We start from the raw sequence: 18,805 nt of genomic DNA on the forward strand, positions 1-18,805 counted from the left end.
TGCACAATCGCCAACAGGATCAAGCTGACGATTGCGTCGCCGTCACTTGCCGGCGACGAAGTCCCTGATGTTGGCGGCCATCGCGTTCCAGTTGGAAAACTGCTCCTCGACATTGGCCCTCGTGATGCCGCCGGCAAAGCTGACATCCATCCTGAAATTCGAGCCGTCGCCCGCATAGGCCTTCACCCAGCGGTATTTCGCGTTCCAGGCGTTGGCCTGATCGGCGCTCAGCGGGTCGGTGTAGCCTGTCGAGAATTGCAGCGATTTGCAGTTCTCGTGATCCTCGCAGCCGTAGAAGTAGATCACGTATTTGACGCCCTCGATCCGCCCTGAAAGCATCGGATCGCCATTGTCGTCCTTGTCCATCCTGGCCGAGCCGAAGCCCTTGGCGATGTCGAGGATCGCCGCCGGGTCGGGCGTCTGGAGGATTTCGGCATCCTCGGCCCGGGCGACAGAGACCGCACCGGCCAGCGCCAGGCCAGCCATGAAAGCGGACAACGACGTGCGCATGGAACCTCCTGCCACCAAATCCGCATTCGCCATCCGACCTCGGCGTCGGGAATGGCCGCGGCGCGTGGCGACAAGATCAAGGTAGGGCGGCGAAGCCGTCCGCAAAGCCCTTGAGATCGACGGGAATGCCGATGCCTTCCTCGGGCGTCTGGAAGACGATGAAGGTGGCCGAGGTGCCGCTCTTCAGCGTGTCGAGCAGCGGCTTTTCGAGGATCACCTCGGCATAGCAGCCGTCCTGGAAGCAGCGCACGAAATAGGCGCGGCCGATATCCTTGCCGTCGACATTGAGGCCGAGGCCGTTGGGCAAAAGCACGCCGAGCGGCGCCAGCACGCGCAGGATCTCGGCCTTGTTGTCGGCGGTGCGCAGCACAACGACCGAAAGCCCCATTTCTGGGCGATCCTCGGCGACGACGTTCTGCATCATCACGCATTGTTCGGAGGTAGCACCGGCAGGCGTATCGCAGATGATCGACCATGCGCCATGCGTCGACTTCACCGTGCCGCTCGGCGGCGAGGCGTTGTTCGGCGAGGCGGCGGCGCCGACGGCTACGCCGACACCGAGCAAGGCGACGGCAAGGACGACCTTCGCCAGGGTTCTCGAAAGCCAGGAAGTCATAACGGCTCCATTGCGAATCACGGCACTTTAAGCTGCGCCGGGGCCAAGTAAAGGACGAGACCGCCGCCGGTCCGCCCCGATACCGGCAATTCCATGCTTTTCCAAAGCAAATTCGCCCGAATTGCGACCGCTGCGCATATAGCATGGCGAGCGCCGAACACGGCCTTCGGCCTGCGCGCAAAAATGCCGCACGGTTTCCTCCGCTCCTTTCTTGCGGAGGGAAATAGAGTATGGTTTGAACCAGCCTAGGGACAGACCGGGATTCCCAATTCCGGCGTCGTCCGTTATTGGTGCGATCAGATCGCGGGAAGTGGGAGACGAGAGGGCGATGAGGAAATTCCTGGCAAGCGCTGAATTCTTGGCAGGCGCGGCAGCTTCGGCCGTGCTCTTCTCCAGCGCAGCGGCCCATGCCGACCAGCCGCGCCCATGGGAGATGACCTTCCAGGCTCCCGCGACCGACATGATGCGGCAGATCGAGCGGTTCGGGAACTACACCATGTGGTTCATCGTCCCGATCACCATCCTCGTTCTGCTGCTGCTTTTGGTCTGCATCGTCAGGTTCCGCGCCAGCGCCAATCCGGTGCCATCCAGGACCAGCCACAACACGCTGATCGAAGTGATCTGGACGGTCGGGCCGGTGATCGTGCTCTTGCTCATCGCCATTCCCTCCTTCCAGTTGCTCACCGCTCAGTACACGCCGCCGGAGGAAGCCAAGCTCACCGTCAAGGCGACCGGCAACCAGTGGAACTGGGATTACGAGTACCAGGTCGACAAGACTTTCTCGTTCAACTCGGCGGTCCTTCAGGATGCCGACCGCGCCAAGGCCGGCAAGGAGGATCGCGCCCTCTATCCGCGGCTGCTGGCGGTCGACAACGAGCTGGTTGTCCCGGTCAACACCACGACCCGCGTGCTGATCACCGCCACCGACGTCATCCACTCCTTCGCCGTGCCGTCCTTCGGCATCAAGATGGACGCCGTTCCTGGCCGCACCAACGAGACTTGGTTCAAGGCGGAGAAGGAAGGTCTCTATTACGGCCAGTGCTCGCAGCTCTGCGGCAAGGACCATGCCTTCATGCCGATCGCGGTGCGCGTCGTGTCCGACGCGCAGTTCAAGACCTGGCTGGATACGGCCAAGACCAACGTGCCCGCCGCCAACAAGGCGCTGATGGCCGAGATCGATGGTACCAACAAGGTAGCGGCCGCCGGCAACTGATGCCGCGGGTTAGCAAGATTTAGGGAACGGAGCGGAACATGGCAGAGGCTGCAGCTCACGATCACGGCGACCACAGGCCGCATGGCTGGGTCCGCTGGGTCTACTCGACCAACCACAAGGACATCGGCACGCTCTACCTGATCTTCGCGATCATGGCCGGCATCGTCGGCGGCGCGCTCTCGGTCGCCATCCGCATGGAGCTGCAGGAGCCGGGCATCCAGATCTTCAGCGGCCTCGCCCAGATGGTCTACGGCATGCAGGGCGATGCCGCCATCGACGGCGGCAAGAGCATGTACAACGCCTTCGGCGCCGCGCACGGCCTGATCATGATCTTCTTCATGGTCATGCCGGCGCTCATCGGCGGCTTCGCCAACTGGATGGTGCCGATCATGATCGGCGCGCCGGACATGGCCTTCCCGCGCATGAACAACATCTCGTTCTGGCTGCTGCCGCCGGCCTTCATCCTGCTGCTTTCCTCGATGTTCCTGCCGAGCGCGCCGGGCGCATTCGGCGTCGGCGGCGGCTGGACGATCTATCCGCCGCTCTCGACCTCCGGCCAGCCTGGCCCTGCGATGGATCTGGCGATCCTGTCGATCCACATCGCCGGCGCGTCGTCGATCCTAGGCGCCATCAACTTCATCACCACCATCTTCAACATGCGCGCTCCCGGCATGACGCTGCACAAGATGCCGCTGTTTGCCTGGGCGGTGCTGATCACCGCCTTCCTGCTGCTGCTGTCGCTGCCGGTCCTGGCGGGCGCCATCACCATGCTGCTCACCGACCGCAATTTCGGCACTTCCTTCTTCGTGCCAGACAATGGCGGTGACCCGATCCTCTTCCAGCACCTGTTCTGGTTCTTCGGCCACCCCGAAGTGTACATCCTGATCCTGCCGGGCTTCGGCATCATCAGCCATATCGTCTCGACCTTCTCGAAGAAGCCCGTCTTCGGCTATCTCGGCATGGCCTACGCCATGGTCGCGATCGGCGCCGTCGGCTTCATCGTCTGGGCGCACCACATGTATACGACCGGCCTGTCGCTCGACACGCAGCGTTACTTCGTGTTCGCCACCATGGTCATCGCGGTGCCGACCGGCGTGAAGATCTTCTCCTGGATCGCCACCATGTGGGGCGGCTCGATCTCCTTCAAGCCGCCGATGCTGTGGGCGCTGGGCTTCATCTTCCTGTTCACCATCGGTGGCGTCACCGGCGTTCAGCTGGCCAATGCCGGCCTCGACCGCTCGCTGCACGACACCTATTTCGTCATCGCCCACTTCCACTACGTGCTGTCGCTGGGCGCAGTGTTCGCCATCTTTGCCGGCTGGTACTACTGGTTCCCGAAGATGACCGGCTACATGTACTCGCCGATGATCGCCAACACCCACTTCTGGGTCACGTTCGTCGGCGTCAACCTGATCTTCTTCCCGCAGCACTTCCTCGGCCTCGCCGGCATGCCGCGCCGCACCGTCGACTATCCGGACGCGTTCGCCGGCTGGAACATGGTGTCTTCCTACGGCTCCTACATCGCGGCCGTCGGTGTTGCGATCTTCCTCTACGGCGTGTTCGAGGCCTTCCAGAAGAAGCGCGTCGCTGGCGCCAATCCGTGGGGCGAGGGTGCCACCACGCTCGAATGGCAGCTGCCTTCGCCGCCGCCGTTCCACCAGTGGGAACAGCTGCCGAAGATCAAGTAGGCAGCGTCCCGACGCATACGAGACCGCCGGCTTGTCCGGCGGTCTTGGCCAACGGAATGATGGACTTTAAGTACACATGGCCCTTGCCGAAGACAGATTGATGGAGGAAGCGGGCTTTCGCATGTCGGAAGCGACCGCGGGCGATTTCTTCGCCCTGTTGAAGCCGCGCGTCATGTCGCTGGTCGTCTTCACGGCCTTTGTCGGCCTCGTCGCGGCGCCCGTTGCTATCAACCCGTTGCTGGCGATGATCGCCATCCTGGCGATTGCCATCGGCGCCGGCGCTTCCGGCGCGCTCAACATGTGGTACGACGCCGATATCGACGCGGTGATGACCAGGACCGCCGGTCGTCCGGTGCCGGCCGGCCGTGTCACGCCGGGCGAGGCGTTGAGCTTCGGCCTGGTGCTGTCGGTACTGTCGGTGATGACGCTCGGCGTGCTGGTCAACTGGCTGTCGGCATCGCTCCTCGCCTTCACCATCTTCTTCTACGCCGTCATCTACACCATGTGGCTGAAGCGCTGGACGCCGCAGAACATCGTCATCGGCGGCGCCGCCGGGGCCTTCCCGCCGGTGATCGGCTGGGCCGCGGTGACCGGCTCGGTCAGCCTCGAAAGCGTGATCCTGTTCCTGATCATATTCCTGTGGACGCCGCCGCATTTCTGGGCGCTGGCGCTGTTCAAGTCCGACGACTACGCCCGCGCCGGCATCCCGATGATGCCGAATGTCGCCGGCCAGGCCTCTACCCGTCGGCAAATCTTTGCCTATGCGCTGATCCTGGCGCCGGTCGGCGTGCTGCCTTGGGCGCTCGGCTACACCACGGCCGGCTATGGCGTCGTCTCGGCGGTCCTCGGCGCGGGCTTCGTCTGGTATGCCTGGAAAGTGCTTGCCATGGCTGATGACGACCGTGCGATGAAGCCGGCCAAGGCCCTGTTCGGCTACTCGCTGCTCTATCTCTTCGCCATCTTTGCCGCCTATCTCGTCGACTGCGTGGTCGGTCGCGCCCTCATGATGGGGGGAGTGTGACCGTGGCCGACAAGAAACTCGAGCTGGTCACGCTGACCGAACGCCAGCAGAAGGCACGCCGCAACCGCTCCATCGCCATCGGCATCGCGCTGGCGGCATTGGTCATCATCTTCTATGCCGCCACAATCGTGCGCTTCGGCCACAGCGGGGCCAGCATCACCGGCTCCGGCCTGTTGGGAGGCGGCTGATGGGCGGCGAGACCAGCAGCAAGCCCCGCAAGGTCAACAACGGCATCGTCGCCGCCGTCTGCCTGGCCTTCTTCACCGGCATGGTCGGCATGGCCTATGCGGCGGTGCCGCTCTACAAGATGTTCTGCCAGGTCACCGGCTATGGCGGCACCACGCAGCGCGCCGAGAAGCAATATGCCGGCCGCGTGCTCGACCGCGACATCACCATCCGCTTCGATGCCAACACCAATGGCATTCCGTGGCAGTTCGAACCCGTCGCCCGCTCGGTGACGATCAAGATCGGCGCGACGGCGCAGGCGCATTACAGCGCGACCAACAAGTTCGACCGCGCCATCACCGGCCGTGCCTCGTTCAACGTGCAGCCGGAGATGGCTGGCGCCTATTTCAACAAGGTGGAGTGCTTCTGCTTCACCGACACGACGCTGAAGCCCGGCGAGACGCTGGACATGCCGGTCGTGTTCTATGTCGATCCAGACATCGTCAACGTACCGGAACTCAAGGACTTGAAGACCATCACCCTGTCCTACACGATGTTCCCGGTCGAAAAGAAACAGCCGGTCGCCTCGTCGGCGCCGGCCGCTGGCAGCAGCAACAAAGTTCCAGATTCCGAAGCAAGCCTCGGGGGTTGATATGGCAGACGCGCACGCAAAACCACAACACGACTACCATCTCGTCAACCCCAGCCCGTGGCCTTTCCTGGGTTCGATCGGCGCCTTGGTGACCGCCGTCGGCGGCGTCTGCCTGATGCAGTATCTGAAGGCCGGCAACTTCCCGGTCTTCGGCCACAACATCGCCAATCCGTGGCTGTTCTTCATCGGCCTGATCATCGTGCTCTACACGATGTTCGCCTGGTGGTCGGACACCATCAAGGAAGCGCATGAGGGTTACCATACGCGCGTCGTGTCGCTGCACCTGCGCTATGGGATGATCATGTTCATCGCCTCGGAGGTGATGTTCTTCGTCGCCTGGTTCTGGGCCTTCTTCGACGCCAGCCTGTTCCCCGGCGAAGCCTCGCAATATGCACGCACCGCCTTCACCGGCGGCGTCTGGCCGCCGAAGGGGCTGGAGGTTCTCGATCCCTTCCACCTGCCGCTCTACAACACCATCATCCTGCTTCTGTCGGGCACGACGGTGACCTGGGCGCACCACGCGCTCCTGCACGGCGACCGCAAGGGCCTGATCAACGGCCTGGTGCTGACCGTCGGCCTCGGCATGCTGTTCACCATGGTGCAGGCCTACGAGTACATGCACGCGCCCTTCGCGTTCAAGGATTCGATCTACGGCGCCACCTTCTTCATGGCGACCGGCTTCCACGGCTTCCACGTCATCATCGGCACCATCTTCCTGCTCGTCTGCCTGGTGCGTGCGATGCGCGGCGACTTCACGCCGAAGCAGCATTTCGGCTTCGAGGCGGCAGCCTGGTACTGGCACTTCGTCGACGTGGTCTGGCTGTTCCTGTTCAGCGCGATCTATGTCTGGGCCTCGAACGGCGCGCTGATCGAAGGCCACTGATAAAAAGCAATTCCGGGAAAGCGCGTAGCGATTTTCCGGAATCTGCTTTCAGCAGTTTTTCAGGAGTTTTGGAAGGCGGCCGCGGCGACGCGGCCGCCTTCTTCTTTTCGGCGCAATGGCCGGCCATCGCTAGGTCATGTGGGCGAAGATTCCTTTGATCATCTGCGCGTATCTGACCACCACGAGCTCACTGTTCGACAGGGGGATGTGGCCCGGACAAACGGTCGACCTGGTGCGTGTCGAGAAATCGCAACGGCAGTTGCAACTGATCGGCGGCGGCCAAATCCTGCGCCGCTACAGCATCGCGCTCGGCGGCGATCCGGTCGGCCGCAAGCACCGCGAGGGGGACGAGCGAACGCCGGAGGGGCGCTATGTGCTCGACTGGCGCAACCCCAACAGCGTCGCGCACAGGTCGATCCATATCTCCTATCCAAATGCCGACGATAAGGCGGCGGCGACAGCGCTGGGCGTCGATCCCGGCGGCTTCATCATGATCCACGGCCAGCCGAATGGTTTCGGTTGGCTGGGCAGGCTGCTTCAAATGGTCGACTGGACCGACGGCTGTATTGCAGTTACGAACTCCGATATGGATGAAATCTGGACAATGGTGGCCGACGGCACACCGATCGAGATCATAAAATGAGCGAAGATAAGGCGATCTGGCCACCCATCGATCCGGTCTCTGCCGGCCTGCATGGCCGCTGCCCGCGCTGCGGCGAAGGCAAGCTGTTCTCGGGTTTCCTGACTGTCGGCAAGCGCTGCTACAATTGCGGGCTCGACTATTCCTTCGCCGATGCCGGCGACGGCCCGGCGGTGTTCGTCATCCTGATCATCGGCTTCGTCGTCGTCGGCCTCGCGCTGTGGATGGAGGTGACGTTCAGTCCGCCGCTCTGGCTGCACTTCATGTTGTGGATACCACTGGCGCTGGTGCTCTGCCTGACGGCGCTGCGCCTGATCAAGGGCGTGCTGATCACCTTGCAGTATTCGAGGAAGGCCTCCGAGGGCAGGCTGGATTCCAGCGAATGACCGAAACGACCGGTTTGGCCGCCGGCCGTTCGCGGCCGCGCTCGGCGTTGCTGCTCGGCCTTGGCCTCTTGCTGTTCGCCGTCCTGATCGGGCTCGGCACCTGGCAGGTGCAGCGCCTGCACTGGAAGGAAGGCCTGCTCGCGACCATCGGCAAGCGCACCCATTCCGCGCCGCTGCCGCTGGCTGACGTCGAGAAGGAATTCGCCGCTTCCCACGATGTCGATTACACGCCGGTGACGGTGACCGGCACTTTCCTGCACCGGGGCGAGCGCCATTTCTTTTCCACCTGGCAAGGCGACAGCGGCTTCAACGTCTACACGCCCCTGCAGTTGGAGGACGGCCGCTTCGTGCTCGTCAACCGAGGCTTCGTTCCCTACGATCTCAAGGATCCTGCCAAGCGCCAACAAGGTGAGGTTGCCGGCAAGGTGACGCTGACAGGGCTTGCCCGCAATCCGCTGCCCGCAAAGCCGTCGATGATGCTCCCCGACAATGATGTCGCCAAGAATATCTTCTTCTGGAAGGATCGCGACGTCATGGCGGCGACCGCTGGCCTGCCTGCCGGCTTCGTGCTGGTGCCGTTCTTCATCGATGCCGACAAGACGCCGAACCCGGGCGGCCTGCCGGTCGGCGGCGTCACCATCATCGACCTCCCGAACAACCATTTGCAATACGCGGTCACCTGGTATGGCTTGGCCGCCGCCCTTGCAGCGGTTCTCATCCTCAGGCTTCGCCGTCCAGCGAAGGAAGCGTGAAGCCTGCCGCTCTTGACAGGGCAGGGGTGCACGCCTCATTTCCCTCCAGCTTTCCGACTGAACCGGCCTCGCATTCATGACTGAGAAAAAGCCACCGCTTACGATCAGGCTCTGCCAGCCGCGCGGCTTCTGTGCCGGCGTCGATCGCGCCATCCAGATCGTCGTGCTGGCGCTGAAGAAATACGGCGCGCCGGTCTATGTCCGCCACGAGATCGTGCACAACCGTTACGTCGTCGAAGGCCTGCAGAGCCTGGGCGCCGTCTTCATCGAGGAACTGTCCGAGATTCCGCCGGAGCATCGTCAGTCGCCGGTGGTATTTTCCGCGCATGGCGTGCCGAAGTCGGTGCCGGCGGATGCCGAGGCGCGCAATCTCTTCTACCTCGATGCCACGTGCCCGCTGGTCTCCAAGGTGCACAAGCAGGCGATGCGCCACCAGCGGCTCGGTCGCCATGTGCTTTTGATCGGCCACGCCGGGCACCCGGAAGTGATCGGCACGATGGGCCAATTGCCGGAAGGCGCCGTGACGCTGATCGAGACCGAGGCCGATGCGGCGCGCTTCGTGCCGGTCGATGCCTCTGCCCTCGGCTTCGTTACCCAGACGACCTTGTCCGTCGAGGACACCGCCGGCATCATCCGGGCGCTGCAGGAGCGGTTTCCCGAACTGCACGCGGCCGCGGCCGAATCGATCTGCTACGCCACCACCAACCGCCAGGAAGCGGTGAAGGAGACGGCGGCGGGCGCCGATCTTTTCCTTGTCGTCGGCGCTCCCAATTCGTCCAACTCCCGTCGCCTTGTCGAAGTGGCGGAGCGCGCGGGCGCGACGATGTCGCTTCTCGTGCAGCGCGCCGCGGAAATTCCGTGGGATGAGATCGCCGGGATCAGGACGCTCGGCCTGTCGGCCGGTGCCTCGGCGCCGGAGATCATTGTCGATGAGATCATCGACGCGTTCCGGCAGCGTTTCGACGTCACCATCGATCTGGCCATCACGGCCACGGAAACGGAGGATTTTCCGGTGATGCGGGTGTTGCGCGATGTCGAACTGACGGCGGCCGACATGGCCTTCGTCAATGGAGCGGCGTGAAAACGGATGGCCGTCTACACCGACGTCAACGAGAACGAACTCAGTGCGTTCCTGAAGGCCTATCCGGTCGGCGAGCTCCTTTCCTACAAGGGCATTGCCGAAGGCACCGAGAATTCCAACTTCCTGGTCCACGCCTCGACCGGCTCCTACATCCTGACGCTCTACGAAAAGCGCGTCGACAAGGCCGACCTGCCGTTCTTTCTCGGCCTGATGGGCCATCTCGCCAGGAAGGGCATTTCCTGCCCGCTGCCGGTCACCGCGCATGACGGCACCGTCATCGGCACGCTTGCCGGCCGGCCCGCCGTGATCATCACCTTCCTCGAAGGCCTGTCGCTCAGGCGACCGACGGCCGCGCATTGCGCGGAAGTGGGCAAGGCGCTCGCCAGTCTCCATCTCGCCGGCCAGGATTTCCAGATGAGACGGCCGAACGCGCTGGCGATCGACGGCTGGCGCAAGCTCTGGGCTGCCTCGCGCGAACGCGCCGACGAGGTCGAGCCGGGCTTGGCGGCCGAGGTCGACGCCGACTTCCAGGATTTCGAGCGCAACTGGCCGGCGGGCCTGCCGCAAGGCATCATTCACGCCGATCTCTTCCCGGACAATGTCTTCTTCCTCGGCGAGAAACTGTCCGGGCTGATCGACTTCTATTTCGCCTGCGACGACCTCTACGCCTATGATGTCGCCACCTGCCTCAACGCCTGGTGCTTCGAGAAGGATTTTTCCTTCAACCTGACAAAGGGGGCGGCGCTGCTCGCCGGCTACCAGTCGGTGCGGCCGCTTCAGGGTGACGAGAAGGCGGCGCTGCCGATGCTGGCGCGCGGCTCGGCGCTGCGCTTCATGCTGACCCGCCTCTATGACTGGCTGACCATTCCCGATGGCGGGCTGGTGATGAAGCGCGATCCGACCGAATATATCCGCCGCATGCGCTTTCACCGCGCGATCCGATCTCCTTCCGAATACGGACTGACATGAGCAAGCACGTTGAAATCTTCACCGACGGCGCCTGCTCCGGCAACCCGGGGCCGGGCGGCTGGGGCGCCATCCTGCGCTTCAACGGCAAGACCAAGGAATTGTCGGGTGGCGAGGCCGAGACGACCAACAACCGCATGGAGCTGCTTGCCGCCATCACCGCGCTCGATGCGCTGAAGGAACCTTGCACGGTCGATCTCTACACCGACAGCAAATACGTCATGGACGGTATTTCCAAATGGATCCATGGCTGGAAGAAGAACGGCTGGAAGACCGCCGACAAGAAGCCGGTGAAGAACGGCGAACTATGGCAGGCGCTCGACGCAGCCAACCGGCGCCACAAGGTGACCTGGAACTGGGTCAGGGGCCATGCCGGTCATCCCGAGAACGAGCGCGCCGACGAGCTCGCGCGCGAAGGCATGGCGCCGTTCAAGAAAGGGCCGGCCACCCCTGCAATGCCGAAGCCGGCAGCGGCGCCGAGGCCGGCCACACCGGCAAGCCAGCCGGCAACCCCAAGGGCACGTCGCTCCACCCAGAGCTATTGATTTCGGCGGGCTGGCTTGCACTCTGACCGGAGAAGCATGTCGTGCCGATAGCCTATTACATCACACACCCGCAGGTGCGGATCGACGCCGCCGTTCCCGTGCCTGAATGGGGATTGTCCGACATCGGCCGGGCAAGGGCGGTCGCCATGCTCGACCAGCCCTGGATCGGCTCGATCCGGCGCGTCGTGGCGTCCGCCGAACGCAAGGCGATCGAAACCGCGGAAATCCTGGCGGACCATCTCGGCCTTGCGGTCGAGGTGCGCGAGCGGATGCACGAGAACGATCGGTCGGCAACCGGCTTCCTGCCGTCGCCGGAATTCGAGGCGGTTGCTGATCAGTTCTTCGCCAACCCGCACGACAGCATCCGAGGCTGGGAACGGGCGATAGACGCGCAGCAACGTATCATGAGCGAGGTCGATGCGGCGCTCGCCGCCAATCACGTCGGGAACATTGCTTTCGTTGGCCACGGAGGCGTCGGGACGCTTCTGCTGCTTTTGCTCGATGGCAGAGAGATCAGCCGTATCGCTGATCAGCCGGCGGGCGGCGGCAACTACTTCGCCTGGGATATCGGCGCGCGCCGCATCCTGCACAGCTGGCGACCGATCGACGATCCGGCGCCGCATCGCGGCCATTGATCGTCAGTGGACCAGCAGCGCCATTGATTGCGGTTCTGCAAAGGGAGTATTATTTACTACCATAGAGCAAGGATAATGGCCCATGGCAAACGTGGAAAAAATCAGCGTGGCGGTCACAACGCAGCAGGCGGCTGTGATGCGGGAGGCCGTAGAAACTGGTGAATACGCCACCACGAGCGAAATCGTACGCGAAGCGGTGCGGGACTGGCTGACAAAACGCGAACTGCGACAAGAGGATGTTCGGCGACTGCAGCGGCTCTGGGACGAAGGCAAGGCAAGCGGAAAACCGGAGCCGTTGGACTTTGGCGCCCTTAGAAAGGAAGCTCGGCAGAGGCTGAAGGACGCTGCGTCGAATGGCCGTTGAGGTAGTATGGTCGCCAGCGGCCAGAGTCGATCTAATCGACATTTATGTGACCATCGGCAGTGAAAGCACAAGGGCCGCCGATCGCTACTATGATTGGATAGAGGACCGGGCTCTGCAATTGGCGGACCAGCCACGTTTGGGCGTAAGGCGGCCTGACATTCGAGCGGCGACGCGCATGCTGGTGGCAGCGCCATTTGTGCTGCTCTATGAAACAATACCCGACACGGATAATGGCCCGGTAGAATTGGTCGAGATTATTCGCGTCGTCGACGGACGCAGGGATCTAAGCCGTCTGTTCTGATTTGAACTCATCACTGGCGATGACGGAAACGTCAGCGGATCAGCAGCGCCGTCGAGAACATGCCGAGCGCGAACACCGTGTGCGCCACGAGATTGAGCGCACGCACTTTCGTCGGGTTGGGGAGCTTGGATGCCGCCCAGCCGGCGCCCATGCCTGGAGCCAGCAGGAACCAGCCGGCTCCGACCGTGACGATGCCGAGGATGAAGGCCGGCAGGAAGGTCGGCGCTGTCAGCCAGCCGGCGCCCGCGAGCACCACCAGGATCACGCCGTAGAGGATACCGACCAGATAGTGGAAGGCCCAGCCGAGCGCCTTTTCATGCGCATAGGGCGCGGCCTTGCCGATATCGTCGTGGAAGACCTTCTCGGGCAGATGCCGGACCCAGCGTCCAACCATGCCCCAATTGGGTAAAGGCTGGCCGATCGCCTTGTTGAGGATAATCGCCCAGATATCCATGAACACCGTGGCGCCGATGCCGATCGCCACCGCGCGCCAGATTGTGTCAAACATCAGAGCATGATCCCGTCAACGAAACGTCATCCTGATCTAGAGCTGCTCGAGGATCTTGGCCGCGCCGCTCTCGTTGACGCCGGGCTTTGTCTCGACATTGAGCGCGGTGACCTTGCCGTCGTCGACGATCATCGAAAACCGCTTGGAGCGCAGGCCCATGCCGGTTGCGGAAAGATCGTTGTCGAGCCCCACGGCCTTGGCGAAATCGCCGCTGCCATCGGCGAGATAGAGGATCTTGCCTTCACCGCCGGAGAAGCGTGCCCAGGCGCCCATGACATGCACGTCGTTGACCGAGACGACGGCGATCGTGTCGACGCCGCGCGCCAGAATGGCGTCATGGTTTTCGAGATAGCCCGGCAAATGGTTGTTGCTGCAGGTCGGCGTGAAGGCGCCGGGAACACCGAACAGAACCACCTTCTTGCCGGCGAAGATCTCGTTGCCCTTTATGTCCTTCGCGCCATCGGCGGTCATCGTCTTGAAGGTCACGTCGGGCAGTTTTTCGCCAACCGCTATGGTCATGGGGAGCCTCGCTTGGGGGATATGGAAGGGTAGATGCCTTCGATATCGGACCGGACGATTTCCCGCAACCGCTGACCAAATGCTGGATCAAGGGAAAGGCAACAGCCCGTCCACCGAACCCTCGGCGCTGGTCAGCGTGTAATAGAGCCCGCCATCGGTCGGCGTCGCCGACGGCCGGTCGAGGATCGGCACGGTGAAGACGAGCTTGCCGTCCTTCTCGCTGCGCACCGGCGCGCCGAACATGTAGTCCCGCTCGCCGGCGATGAAGAAATCGACCGATGCCGGGTCGCCGGGCGACTGCGCCTGGACGACAAGCGTCTCGTGGTCGCCGGGCAGCACGCTGACACCGAAATCGGACCGGGCCGGAGAGGGCAGCGTCGCGAGCGCGGTTTTCACCAGAGCCGCGTCGGTCGCGTTGTCCGGATCGGCCCCGGGGTCGACGCTGAGCCGGGTCTGCACCGGAATGCAGATCGTCTCGCAGATGCCGAGGAAGACATGCGCGTCGATGGTCGCCGGCTGGTCGGGCGAAGACAGCGTGAAGGTCACCGGCAGCGATACCGGACGGTCGTAGCCGGCCCATTTGCCGTAGCCGTCGTCATGCCGCTGCGGCGGCGGGAACGACAATTGGGCGTCGGCGATGTTGGTGCTGCCGGATATGTCGAGCTGCGGCGGCACGCCGGCGTCGCCCGGATCGCGCCAATAGGTCTTCCAGCCGGACTTCAAGGCGATGTCGAGCACGCCGTGGATCTTGCCGGCCTCGTCGGGCTTGCCGGTGGTCACCAGCCGAACCTTGCCGCCTTCACTGTTGTACCAGATCGAGGAGGAGGCCTCGGCCGGGAGGCTTGCAGCCCACCCGAAAACGACGCCGAGAACCAGTATTTTCATGTATCGCATGCGGTGATTTGACCGTCCGTTCTTGGCCGCGCAATGACTTCATCGCTTTTCCGGTATCATATTTGCGTTACATCCGGGACCGGCGCCATCTTTTCGGCGCGGCCGAAACGCGTTACGCTCAAGCCATGGACTTGCTGCGCCACAAGAAGGGAGCCGCCGGACGCGGTTTCCTTGACGACCAGTTCCTGATTGCCATGCCCGGCATGAAGGACGACCGTTTCGCGCGCTCCGTCATCTACATCTGCGCCCACAGCGACGAGGGCGCGATGGGCCTGATCATCAACCAGACGCAGCAGATGCTGTTTCCGGACCTGCTTGTGCAGCTCGGCATCATGAACGAGCAGGAAGCGATCCGCCTGCCGGCGCACACGCGCGATTTCGTCGTGCGCAATGGCGGGCCGGTCGACCGCAGCCGCGGCTTCGTGCTGCATTCGGGCGACTATCGCGTGGAGTCCTCGCTCAACGTCTCCGACGATATCTGCCTGACGGCAACCGTCGACATCCTGCGCGCCATCTCCACCGGCCGCGGGCCGCGTCGTGCGCTGATGGCGCTCGGCTATTCCGGCTGGGGCGCCGGCCAGCTCGAAACCGAGATCGCCGAGAACGGCTGGCTCACCTGTCCCGCGACGCCCGAGCTTCTCTTCGACACCGACATCGAGCGCAAATACGACCGTATCCTCGCCTCGATCGGCATCGACCTTGCTCATCTCAGCGCCGCCGCCGGCCACGCATAGCGCGCTCGTCATCCTGTTAGGTTAGCGCGAGCTTCCCCAACGTCGTCATTCTAGGGCGAAGCAGGAGCGAAGCGACGCGCGCAGACCCTAGAATGACGATGTTGGAGGTCTCCGCCAAGCGCTGACAGGCCTCTAAGCCTTGGTCAGTGGATACTGCTCCCTGAGCGTCTTCAGCACCTGGTCGCCGGGCATCGGCGCGCCGAACATGAAGCTCTGGACATATTCACAGCCCATCTGGCGCAGCTCCAGCGCGTCGCTCTCGTCCGAAATGCCTTCCGCTACCACCGAAAGCCCGAGCTCATGCGCCATGTTGACCATGGATTTGAGCAGCACCGCGCGCTTCGGCGTCGAGTCGTCGACGAAGCTCTTGTCGATCTTGATCGTGTCGAAGGGGAAGCGCGTCAGATAGGAAAGCGAGGAATAGCCGGTGCCGAAATCGTCGAGCGACAACCCGATGCCGAGCTGCTTCAGCTTGGTCAGCACATGCGCGGTCTGCTCGGGATTGTCCATCACCAGGGATTCGGTGAGCTCGAGCCGGAAGCAGCGCGGCTTCAGATTGGCGCGCGCGATGACCGAGCGGACATCGCTGACCAAGTCGCGGCGGATGAGCTGGCGGCTGGACAGGTTGACCGAGATCGACAGCGGCGCGTCGCCGATCTGCTTCTGCCAGCCCGCGAGGTCCTCGGCCGCCTGCTGCATGGCGAACAGGCCGAGCTGCACGATCAGCCCGCAATTCTCGGCCACCGGGATGAAGTCCCCCGGCGGGATCATGCCGCGGCGCGGATGATCCCAGCGGAGCAGGGCCTCGAAGCCGGCGACGCTGCCATCCTCCAGCCGCACGATCGGCTGGTAGGCAAGCGTGAACTCGCGTCGCTCGATGGCGCGGCGTAGGTCTGATTCGAATTGCAGCCGGTCGGTGCCGACGGTGCGGAAGGCGGGCCGGAACGGCTCGATCCTGTCGCCGCCGAAGCGCTTGGCCTGGTGCATGGCAAGCTCGGCGTCCTTGACCATGTCCTCGGCCGAGGTCTGCGCCGTCGTCCAGGTGATCAGGCCGATCGAGGCGGTCAGCACGATCTCGCGCTTGGCGAAAGTGATCGGATTGTTGATCGCATGCTTGATGGCGTCGGCGATTGCCGCGATGCGGGCCGGATCCTGCTCCGAAAGCAGCATCAGCGCGAACTGGTCGCCGGCAAAGCGCGACAGCGAATCCTTCGGCTTCAAGATGCGGTGCAGCCGGCGTGCGACGGTGAGAAGAATGGTGTCGCCGGCGGAAATGCCGAGACCGTCATTGACCTGCTTGAAGCGGTCGATGTCGATGATGAAGACGGTCGGCCGCACCTTGTCCTCGGTGCGGGCGATCGAGATGATCGCCTCCAGCCGGTTCATGAACAATTCGCGGTTCGGCAGTCCAGTCAGATTGTCGTGCACGGCGTCGTGCAGCAGCCTTTCCTCGGATTTCTTTTGCTCGGTGACGTCGACCATGGTGCCGACGCAGCGGATCACCTCCCCGTCGGAGCCGATCACCGGCCGGGCGCGCAGCGAGAACCAGTGATAGTGGCCGTCGGCGCCGCGCAGGCGGAAGTTCTGCGCCACCTTGCCGCGGCGGTGCTCCAGCACCACGTCGAGCGTGGTGCGGAACGTGTCGCGGTCGTCGGCATGCAGCACCGGCAGCCAGTTGCGGGCAGCCCCTCCAAGGCTGTTGGGCGCAAGGCCGAGCTGCAGGCTGATGTCCGGCTTGGTGACGACGCGGTCGCGCAGCACGTCCCAGTCCCAGACGATGTCGCCCGAGCCGGCGACGGCCAGCGCCTGCCGCTCGAGGTCGGAGAACAGGCCCTGGTGCAGCGCGCCGCCGGCAAAGGCGTGCTGCATGACGGTGAAGCCGATCAGGAGGATGATCAGGATCAACCCGCCGCCCAGCGCCGGCTGGGCGATGTCGTTGTCGAGCATGCCGGTGATCGCCATCCACGACCCGCATAGCCACAGGAGCACCATCACCCAGCTCGGTACCAGCATGATCGCGCGGTCATAGCCGCGAATGCCGAGGAAGATGATGAGGCCGAGGCCGGTGAGCGCGGTGGCGGCGAACGAAATGCGGGCAATGCCGGCGGCAACCGCCGGATCGACGATGGCCACGCCCGCGATCAACAGCAGTCCGAGGATCCAGACCAGCGCGCCATAGCTGAAATGGCCATGCCACCGGTTGAGGTTGAGATAGGCGAACAGGAACACCACGAAGGTTCCCGCAAGCGCCACCTCCGTGCCAGCCCGCCATATCTGCTCGTTGCCAGGCGATATCTCGATGATCTTGTTGAGGAAGCCGAAGTCGACGCAGATATAGGCCAGCACTGCCCAGGCGAGTGCCGCGGTCGCCGGGAACATCGAGGTTCCCTTGACCACGAACAGGATCGTCAGGAACAGCGCCAGAAGGCCAGAAATGCCGATGACGATGCCGCGGAACAGTGTGTAGGAATTGACCGAGTCCTTGTAGGAATCCGGCTCCCAGAGATAGATCTGCGGCAGCTTCGGCGAGGCGAGCTCGGCGATGAAGGTCACCACTGTTCCGGGGTTCAGCGTCACCCGGAACACATCGGCGTCGGGACTTGTCTGGCGGTCGAGCGCGAAGCCCTCGCTGGGTGTGATGGCGGCGATGCGGGTCGAGCCGAGATCGGGCCAGAAGATGCCGGAGTTCACCAGGCGGAAATGCGGTGCGACGATCAGCCGGTCGAGCTGCTGGTCGGTGGTGTTGGCGAGCGCGAACACGGCCCAGTCGCCGCTCGAGCGCGTGTCCTTGGCCTCCACCTCGATGCGCCGCACGATGCCGTCGGGTCCGGGCGCGGTCGAGACCTGGAAATTCTCACCCTGATTCGGGTACAGGTCGAAGGCGCGCGAAAGGTCCAGCGCCTTGTCGTCGCGCGCGATCTTGATCGGCTCGACGGCGAAAGCCGGCATGGCCGAGAAAAACGTGACAACGACCGCCAGGATAAGGGCGAACAGCGACGCGAATCGCGGAAAATTCGTCACATTCAGCCCTTCGTTCCATCGCCCGGCGGATCGTCCGCGATCCGGGCGTAGAGGTAGTGATCCTGCCAGATGCCGTTGATCCTGAGATAGGATCGCAGAAGTCCTTCGCGCCGGAATCCGGCTTTTTCAAGCACACGGATCGACCGGGCGTTTTCGGGGATACAGGCAGCTTCGATCCGGTGCAACCGCAGCGTATCGAAGGCGAAGCGCGACACCAGCTTGACCGCCTCGGTCATCAGGCCGTGGCCGCCGAAGCGTTCGCCGATCCAGTAGCCGATATGGCCGCTCTGCGCGACGCCGTGACGGATGTTGCCGAGCGTGATGCCGCCAGCAAGCTTGCCGCTCGATTTTTCGAAGATGAAGAAGGCGATCGCCGTGCCTTGCGCGTAATCTTCGCGGTAGCGGCTGATGCGCAGGCGCCATGCGGTGCGGTCGAGCTCGTCCGGCTGCCAGCGCGGCTCCCAGGGTTCGAGGAAGGCGCGGCTTTCGCCGCGTACCGCCGCCCATTCGCGGTAGTCGTTGGTCAGGGGCACGCGCAGCGTGACCTTTTCGCCCTTCAGTGCCGGCAGGTCGCGGCGAAAGAAAGGGAGCGCGAACACGGGAGCAGTTCTAGGCAGATATTCGTGGGATGCCCCACGAATATCTGCCTAGATTCCCTGGTTTCTCGAAGGTTTTGATCGCAAAACCGTGGGACACTTTTGCGCAACCTGC

Annotated in this window: 23 protein-coding genes; 16 read left to right on the top strand and 7 right to left on the bottom strand. The window is 63.5% G+C overall.

The features are described 5' to 3' along the window. Nucleotides 1-42: 42 nt before the first annotated feature. A complete protein-coding gene (locus WDX12_RS19870) occupies nt 43-510 on the bottom strand; it encodes a YbjN domain-containing protein (protein ID WP_434721705.1) in 468 nt (155 codons plus the stop codon). 76 nt (nt 511-586) lie between these two features. Beyond that, complete coding sequence (locus tag WDX12_RS19875; RefSeq protein ID WP_140681830.1) at nt 587-1,126, bottom strand: invasion associated locus B family protein; 540 nt, start codon at nt 1,124-1,126, stop codon at nt 587-589. A gap of 328 nt (nt 1,127-1,454) precedes the next feature. Here WDX12_RS19875 and coxB point away from each other — a divergent pair, with 328 nt between their 5' ends. From coxB to WDX12_RS19950, 15 genes are all read left to right on the top strand, one after another. Next, on the top strand, nt 1,455-2,339 hold the full coding sequence (gene coxB / locus WDX12_RS19880) for a cytochrome c oxidase subunit II (RefSeq protein ID WP_434721706.1): 885 nt from the start codon (nt 1,455-1,457) through the stop codon (nt 2,337-2,339). A gap of 38 nt (nt 2,340-2,377) precedes the next feature. Further along, nucleotides 2,378-4,027 carry a cytochrome c oxidase subunit I gene (gene ctaD / locus WDX12_RS19885; protein ID WP_434721707.1) on the top strand — a complete coding sequence of 550 codons (1,650 nt, stop codon included), beginning with the start codon at nt 2,378-2,380 and terminating at the stop codon, nt 4,025-4,027. A gap of 76 nt (nt 4,028-4,103) precedes the next feature. Then, nucleotides 4,104-5,048: a heme o synthase gene (locus WDX12_RS19890; protein ID WP_434721708.1), complete on the top strand. Its 945-nt coding sequence runs from the start codon at nt 4,104-4,106 to the stop codon at nt 5,046-5,048. Continuing rightward, nucleotides 5,045-5,236 (top strand): hypothetical protein, encoded by a 192-nt coding sequence (locus WDX12_RS19895; protein WP_320294767.1) that lies wholly within the window; start codon nt 5,045-5,047, stop codon nt 5,234-5,236. Before WDX12_RS19890 ends, WDX12_RS19895 begins: the two co-directional genes overlap by 4 nt. Further along, on the top strand, nt 5,236-5,865 hold the full coding sequence (locus tag WDX12_RS19900; protein WP_320294768.1) for a cytochrome c oxidase assembly protein: 630 nt from the start codon (nt 5,236-5,238) through the stop codon (nt 5,863-5,865). The genes WDX12_RS19895 and WDX12_RS19900 overlap by 1 nt, the downstream gene beginning before the upstream one ends. Before the next feature lies 1 nt (nt 5,866). Beyond that, nucleotides 5,867-6,748: a cytochrome c oxidase subunit 3 gene (locus WDX12_RS19905; protein WP_434721709.1), complete on the top strand. Its 882-nt coding sequence runs from the start codon at nt 5,867-5,869 to the stop codon at nt 6,746-6,748. 205 nt (nt 6,749-6,953) lie between these two features. Further along, nucleotides 6,954-7,391 carry a L,D-transpeptidase family protein gene (locus WDX12_RS19910; RefSeq protein WP_434725680.1) on the top strand — a complete coding sequence of 146 codons (438 nt, stop codon included), beginning with the start codon at nt 6,954-6,956 and terminating at the stop codon, nt 7,389-7,391. Then, nucleotides 7,388-7,774, top strand: a complete 387-nt coding sequence (locus tag WDX12_RS19915; protein WP_434721710.1) for a DUF983 domain-containing protein — start codon at nt 7,388-7,390, stop codon at nt 7,772-7,774. Before WDX12_RS19910 ends, WDX12_RS19915 begins: the two co-directional genes overlap by 4 nt. Then, a complete protein-coding gene (locus WDX12_RS19920) occupies nt 7,771-8,526 on the top strand; it encodes an SURF1 family protein (protein WP_434721711.1) in 756 nt (251 codons plus the stop codon). The genes WDX12_RS19915 and WDX12_RS19920 overlap by 4 nt, the downstream gene beginning before the upstream one ends. A gap of 76 nt (nt 8,527-8,602) precedes the next feature. Further along, nucleotides 8,603-9,607, top strand: a complete 1,005-nt coding sequence (gene ispH / locus WDX12_RS19925; RefSeq protein WP_434721712.1) for a 4-hydroxy-3-methylbut-2-enyl diphosphate reductase — start codon at nt 8,603-8,605, stop codon at nt 9,605-9,607. 6 nt (nt 9,608-9,613) lie between these two features. Then, nucleotides 9,614-10,576 carry a homoserine kinase gene (locus WDX12_RS19930; protein ID WP_320294773.1) on the top strand — a complete coding sequence of 321 codons (963 nt, stop codon included), beginning with the start codon at nt 9,614-9,616 and terminating at the stop codon, nt 10,574-10,576. Beyond that, a complete protein-coding gene (gene rnhA / locus WDX12_RS19935; RefSeq protein ID WP_320294774.1) occupies nt 10,573-11,118 on the top strand; it encodes a ribonuclease HI in 546 nt (181 codons plus the stop codon). The genes WDX12_RS19930 and rnhA overlap by 4 nt, the downstream gene beginning before the upstream one ends. A gap of 41 nt (nt 11,119-11,159) precedes the next feature. Then, a complete protein-coding gene (locus WDX12_RS19940) occupies nt 11,160-11,753 on the top strand; it encodes a histidine phosphatase family protein (RefSeq protein WP_434721713.1) in 594 nt (197 codons plus the stop codon). Between the two features lie 82 nt (nt 11,754-11,835). Next, a complete protein-coding gene (locus WDX12_RS19945; protein ID WP_434721714.1) occupies nt 11,836-12,117 on the top strand; it encodes a ribbon-helix-helix domain-containing protein in 282 nt (93 codons plus the stop codon). Continuing rightward, nucleotides 12,107-12,418, top strand: coding sequence for a type II toxin-antitoxin system RelE/ParE family toxin (locus WDX12_RS19950; RefSeq protein ID WP_434721715.1), 312 nt, complete (start codon nt 12,107-12,109; stop codon nt 12,416-12,418). The genes WDX12_RS19945 and WDX12_RS19950 overlap by 11 nt, the downstream gene beginning before the upstream one ends. A 31-nt stretch (nt 12,419-12,449) precedes the next feature. Here WDX12_RS19950 and WDX12_RS19955 read toward each other — a convergent pair whose 3' ends face one another. The 3 genes from WDX12_RS19955 to WDX12_RS19965 form a co-directional block, all read right to left on the bottom strand. Then, nucleotides 12,450-12,926 (bottom strand): DUF2938 domain-containing protein, encoded by a 477-nt coding sequence (locus tag WDX12_RS19955; protein ID WP_434721716.1) that lies wholly within the window; start codon nt 12,924-12,926, stop codon nt 12,450-12,452. Nucleotides 12,927-12,962: 36 nt separating this feature from the next. Further along, the gene (locus WDX12_RS19960; protein ID WP_320294777.1) at nt 12,963-13,445 is read right to left on the bottom strand and encodes a peroxiredoxin; all 483 of its coding nucleotides are present in this window, start codon (nt 13,443-13,445) and stop codon (nt 12,963-12,965) included. Nucleotides 13,446-13,532: 87 nt separating this feature from the next. Then, entirely contained in the window at nt 13,533-14,339 is an 807-nt protein-coding gene (locus WDX12_RS19965; protein WP_320294778.1) for a protein-disulfide reductase DsbD domain-containing protein, read from the bottom strand. A 125-nt stretch (nt 14,340-14,464) separates the two neighbouring features. On the opposite strand from WDX12_RS19965, the gene WDX12_RS19970 reads away from it, so the two are divergent. Continuing rightward, on the top strand, nt 14,465-15,073 hold the full coding sequence (locus WDX12_RS19970; RefSeq protein WP_320294779.1) for a YqgE/AlgH family protein: 609 nt from the start codon (nt 14,465-14,467) through the stop codon (nt 15,071-15,073). 132 nt (nt 15,074-15,205) lie between these two features. On the opposite strand, the gene WDX12_RS19975 is transcribed toward WDX12_RS19970, so the two are convergent. Together WDX12_RS19975 and WDX12_RS19980 are read right to left on the bottom strand one after the other, a co-directional pair. Then, nucleotides 15,206-18,094, bottom strand: a complete 2,889-nt coding sequence (locus tag WDX12_RS19975) for an EAL domain-containing protein (RefSeq protein ID WP_434721717.1) — start codon at nt 18,092-18,094, stop codon at nt 15,206-15,208. 2 nt (nt 18,095-18,096) lie between these two features. Continuing rightward, complete coding sequence (locus WDX12_RS19980) at nt 18,097-18,693, bottom strand: GNAT family N-acetyltransferase (RefSeq protein ID WP_320294781.1); 597 nt, start codon at nt 18,691-18,693, stop codon at nt 18,097-18,099. Between the last annotated feature and the right edge of the window lie 112 nt (nt 18,694-18,805).

The organism is Mesorhizobium sp. RIZ17 (assembly GCF_051127865.1).
In the GTDB taxonomy this organism is placed as follows: domain Bacteria; phylum Pseudomonadota; class Alphaproteobacteria; order Rhizobiales; family Rhizobiaceae; genus Mesorhizobium; species Mesorhizobium humile.

Bases quoted from the DNA above. Each gene is read 5' to 3' on its own strand.
- WDX12_RS19870 (WP_434721705.1), bottom strand. From the start codon at position 510: ATGCGCACGTCGTTGTCCGCTTTCATGGCTGGCCTGGCGCTGGCCGGT.
- WDX12_RS19875 (WP_140681830.1), bottom strand. From the start codon at position 1,126: ATGACTTCCTGGCTTTCGAGAACCCTGGCGAAGGTCGTCCTTGCCGTC.
- coxB (WP_434721706.1), top strand. From the start codon at position 1,455: ATGAGGAAATTCCTGGCAAGCGCTGAATTCTTGGCAGGCGCGGCAGCT.
- ctaD (WP_434721707.1), top strand. From the start codon at position 2,378: ATGGCAGAGGCTGCAGCTCACGATCACGGCGACCACAGGCCGCATGGC.
- WDX12_RS19890 (WP_434721708.1), top strand. From the start codon at position 4,104: ATGGCCCTTGCCGAAGACAGATTGATGGAGGAAGCGGGCTTTCGCATG.
- WDX12_RS19900 (WP_320294768.1), top strand. From the start codon at position 5,236: ATGGGCGGCGAGACCAGCAGCAAGCCCCGCAAGGTCAACAACGGCATC.
- WDX12_RS19905 (WP_434721709.1), top strand. From the start codon at position 5,867: ATGGCAGACGCGCACGCAAAACCACAACACGACTACCATCTCGTCAAC.
- WDX12_RS19910 (WP_434725680.1), top strand. From the start codon at position 6,954: ATGTGGCCCGGACAAACGGTCGACCTGGTGCGTGTCGAGAAATCGCAA.
- WDX12_RS19915 (WP_434721710.1), top strand. From the start codon at position 7,388: ATGAGCGAAGATAAGGCGATCTGGCCACCCATCGATCCGGTCTCTGCC.
- WDX12_RS19920 (WP_434721711.1), top strand. From the start codon at position 7,771: ATGACCGAAACGACCGGTTTGGCCGCCGGCCGTTCGCGGCCGCGCTCG.
- ispH (WP_434721712.1), top strand. From the start codon at position 8,603: ATGACTGAGAAAAAGCCACCGCTTACGATCAGGCTCTGCCAGCCGCGC.
- WDX12_RS19930 (WP_320294773.1), top strand. From the start codon at position 9,614: ATGGCCGTCTACACCGACGTCAACGAGAACGAACTCAGTGCGTTCCTG.
- rnhA (WP_320294774.1), top strand. From the start codon at position 10,573: ATGAGCAAGCACGTTGAAATCTTCACCGACGGCGCCTGCTCCGGCAAC.
- WDX12_RS19945 (WP_434721714.1), top strand. From the start codon at position 11,836: ATGGCAAACGTGGAAAAAATCAGCGTGGCGGTCACAACGCAGCAGGCG.
- WDX12_RS19950 (WP_434721715.1), top strand. From the start codon at position 12,107: ATGGCCGTTGAGGTAGTATGGTCGCCAGCGGCCAGAGTCGATCTAATC.
- WDX12_RS19955 (WP_434721716.1), bottom strand. From the start codon at position 12,926: ATGTTTGACACAATCTGGCGCGCGGTGGCGATCGGCATCGGCGCCACG.
- WDX12_RS19960 (WP_320294777.1), bottom strand. From the start codon at position 13,445: ATGACCATAGCGGTTGGCGAAAAACTGCCCGACGTGACCTTCAAGACG.
- WDX12_RS19965 (WP_320294778.1), bottom strand. From the start codon at position 14,339: ATGCGATACATGAAAATACTGGTTCTCGGCGTCGTTTTCGGGTGGGCT.
- WDX12_RS19970 (WP_320294779.1), top strand. From the start codon at position 14,465: ATGGACTTGCTGCGCCACAAGAAGGGAGCCGCCGGACGCGGTTTCCTT.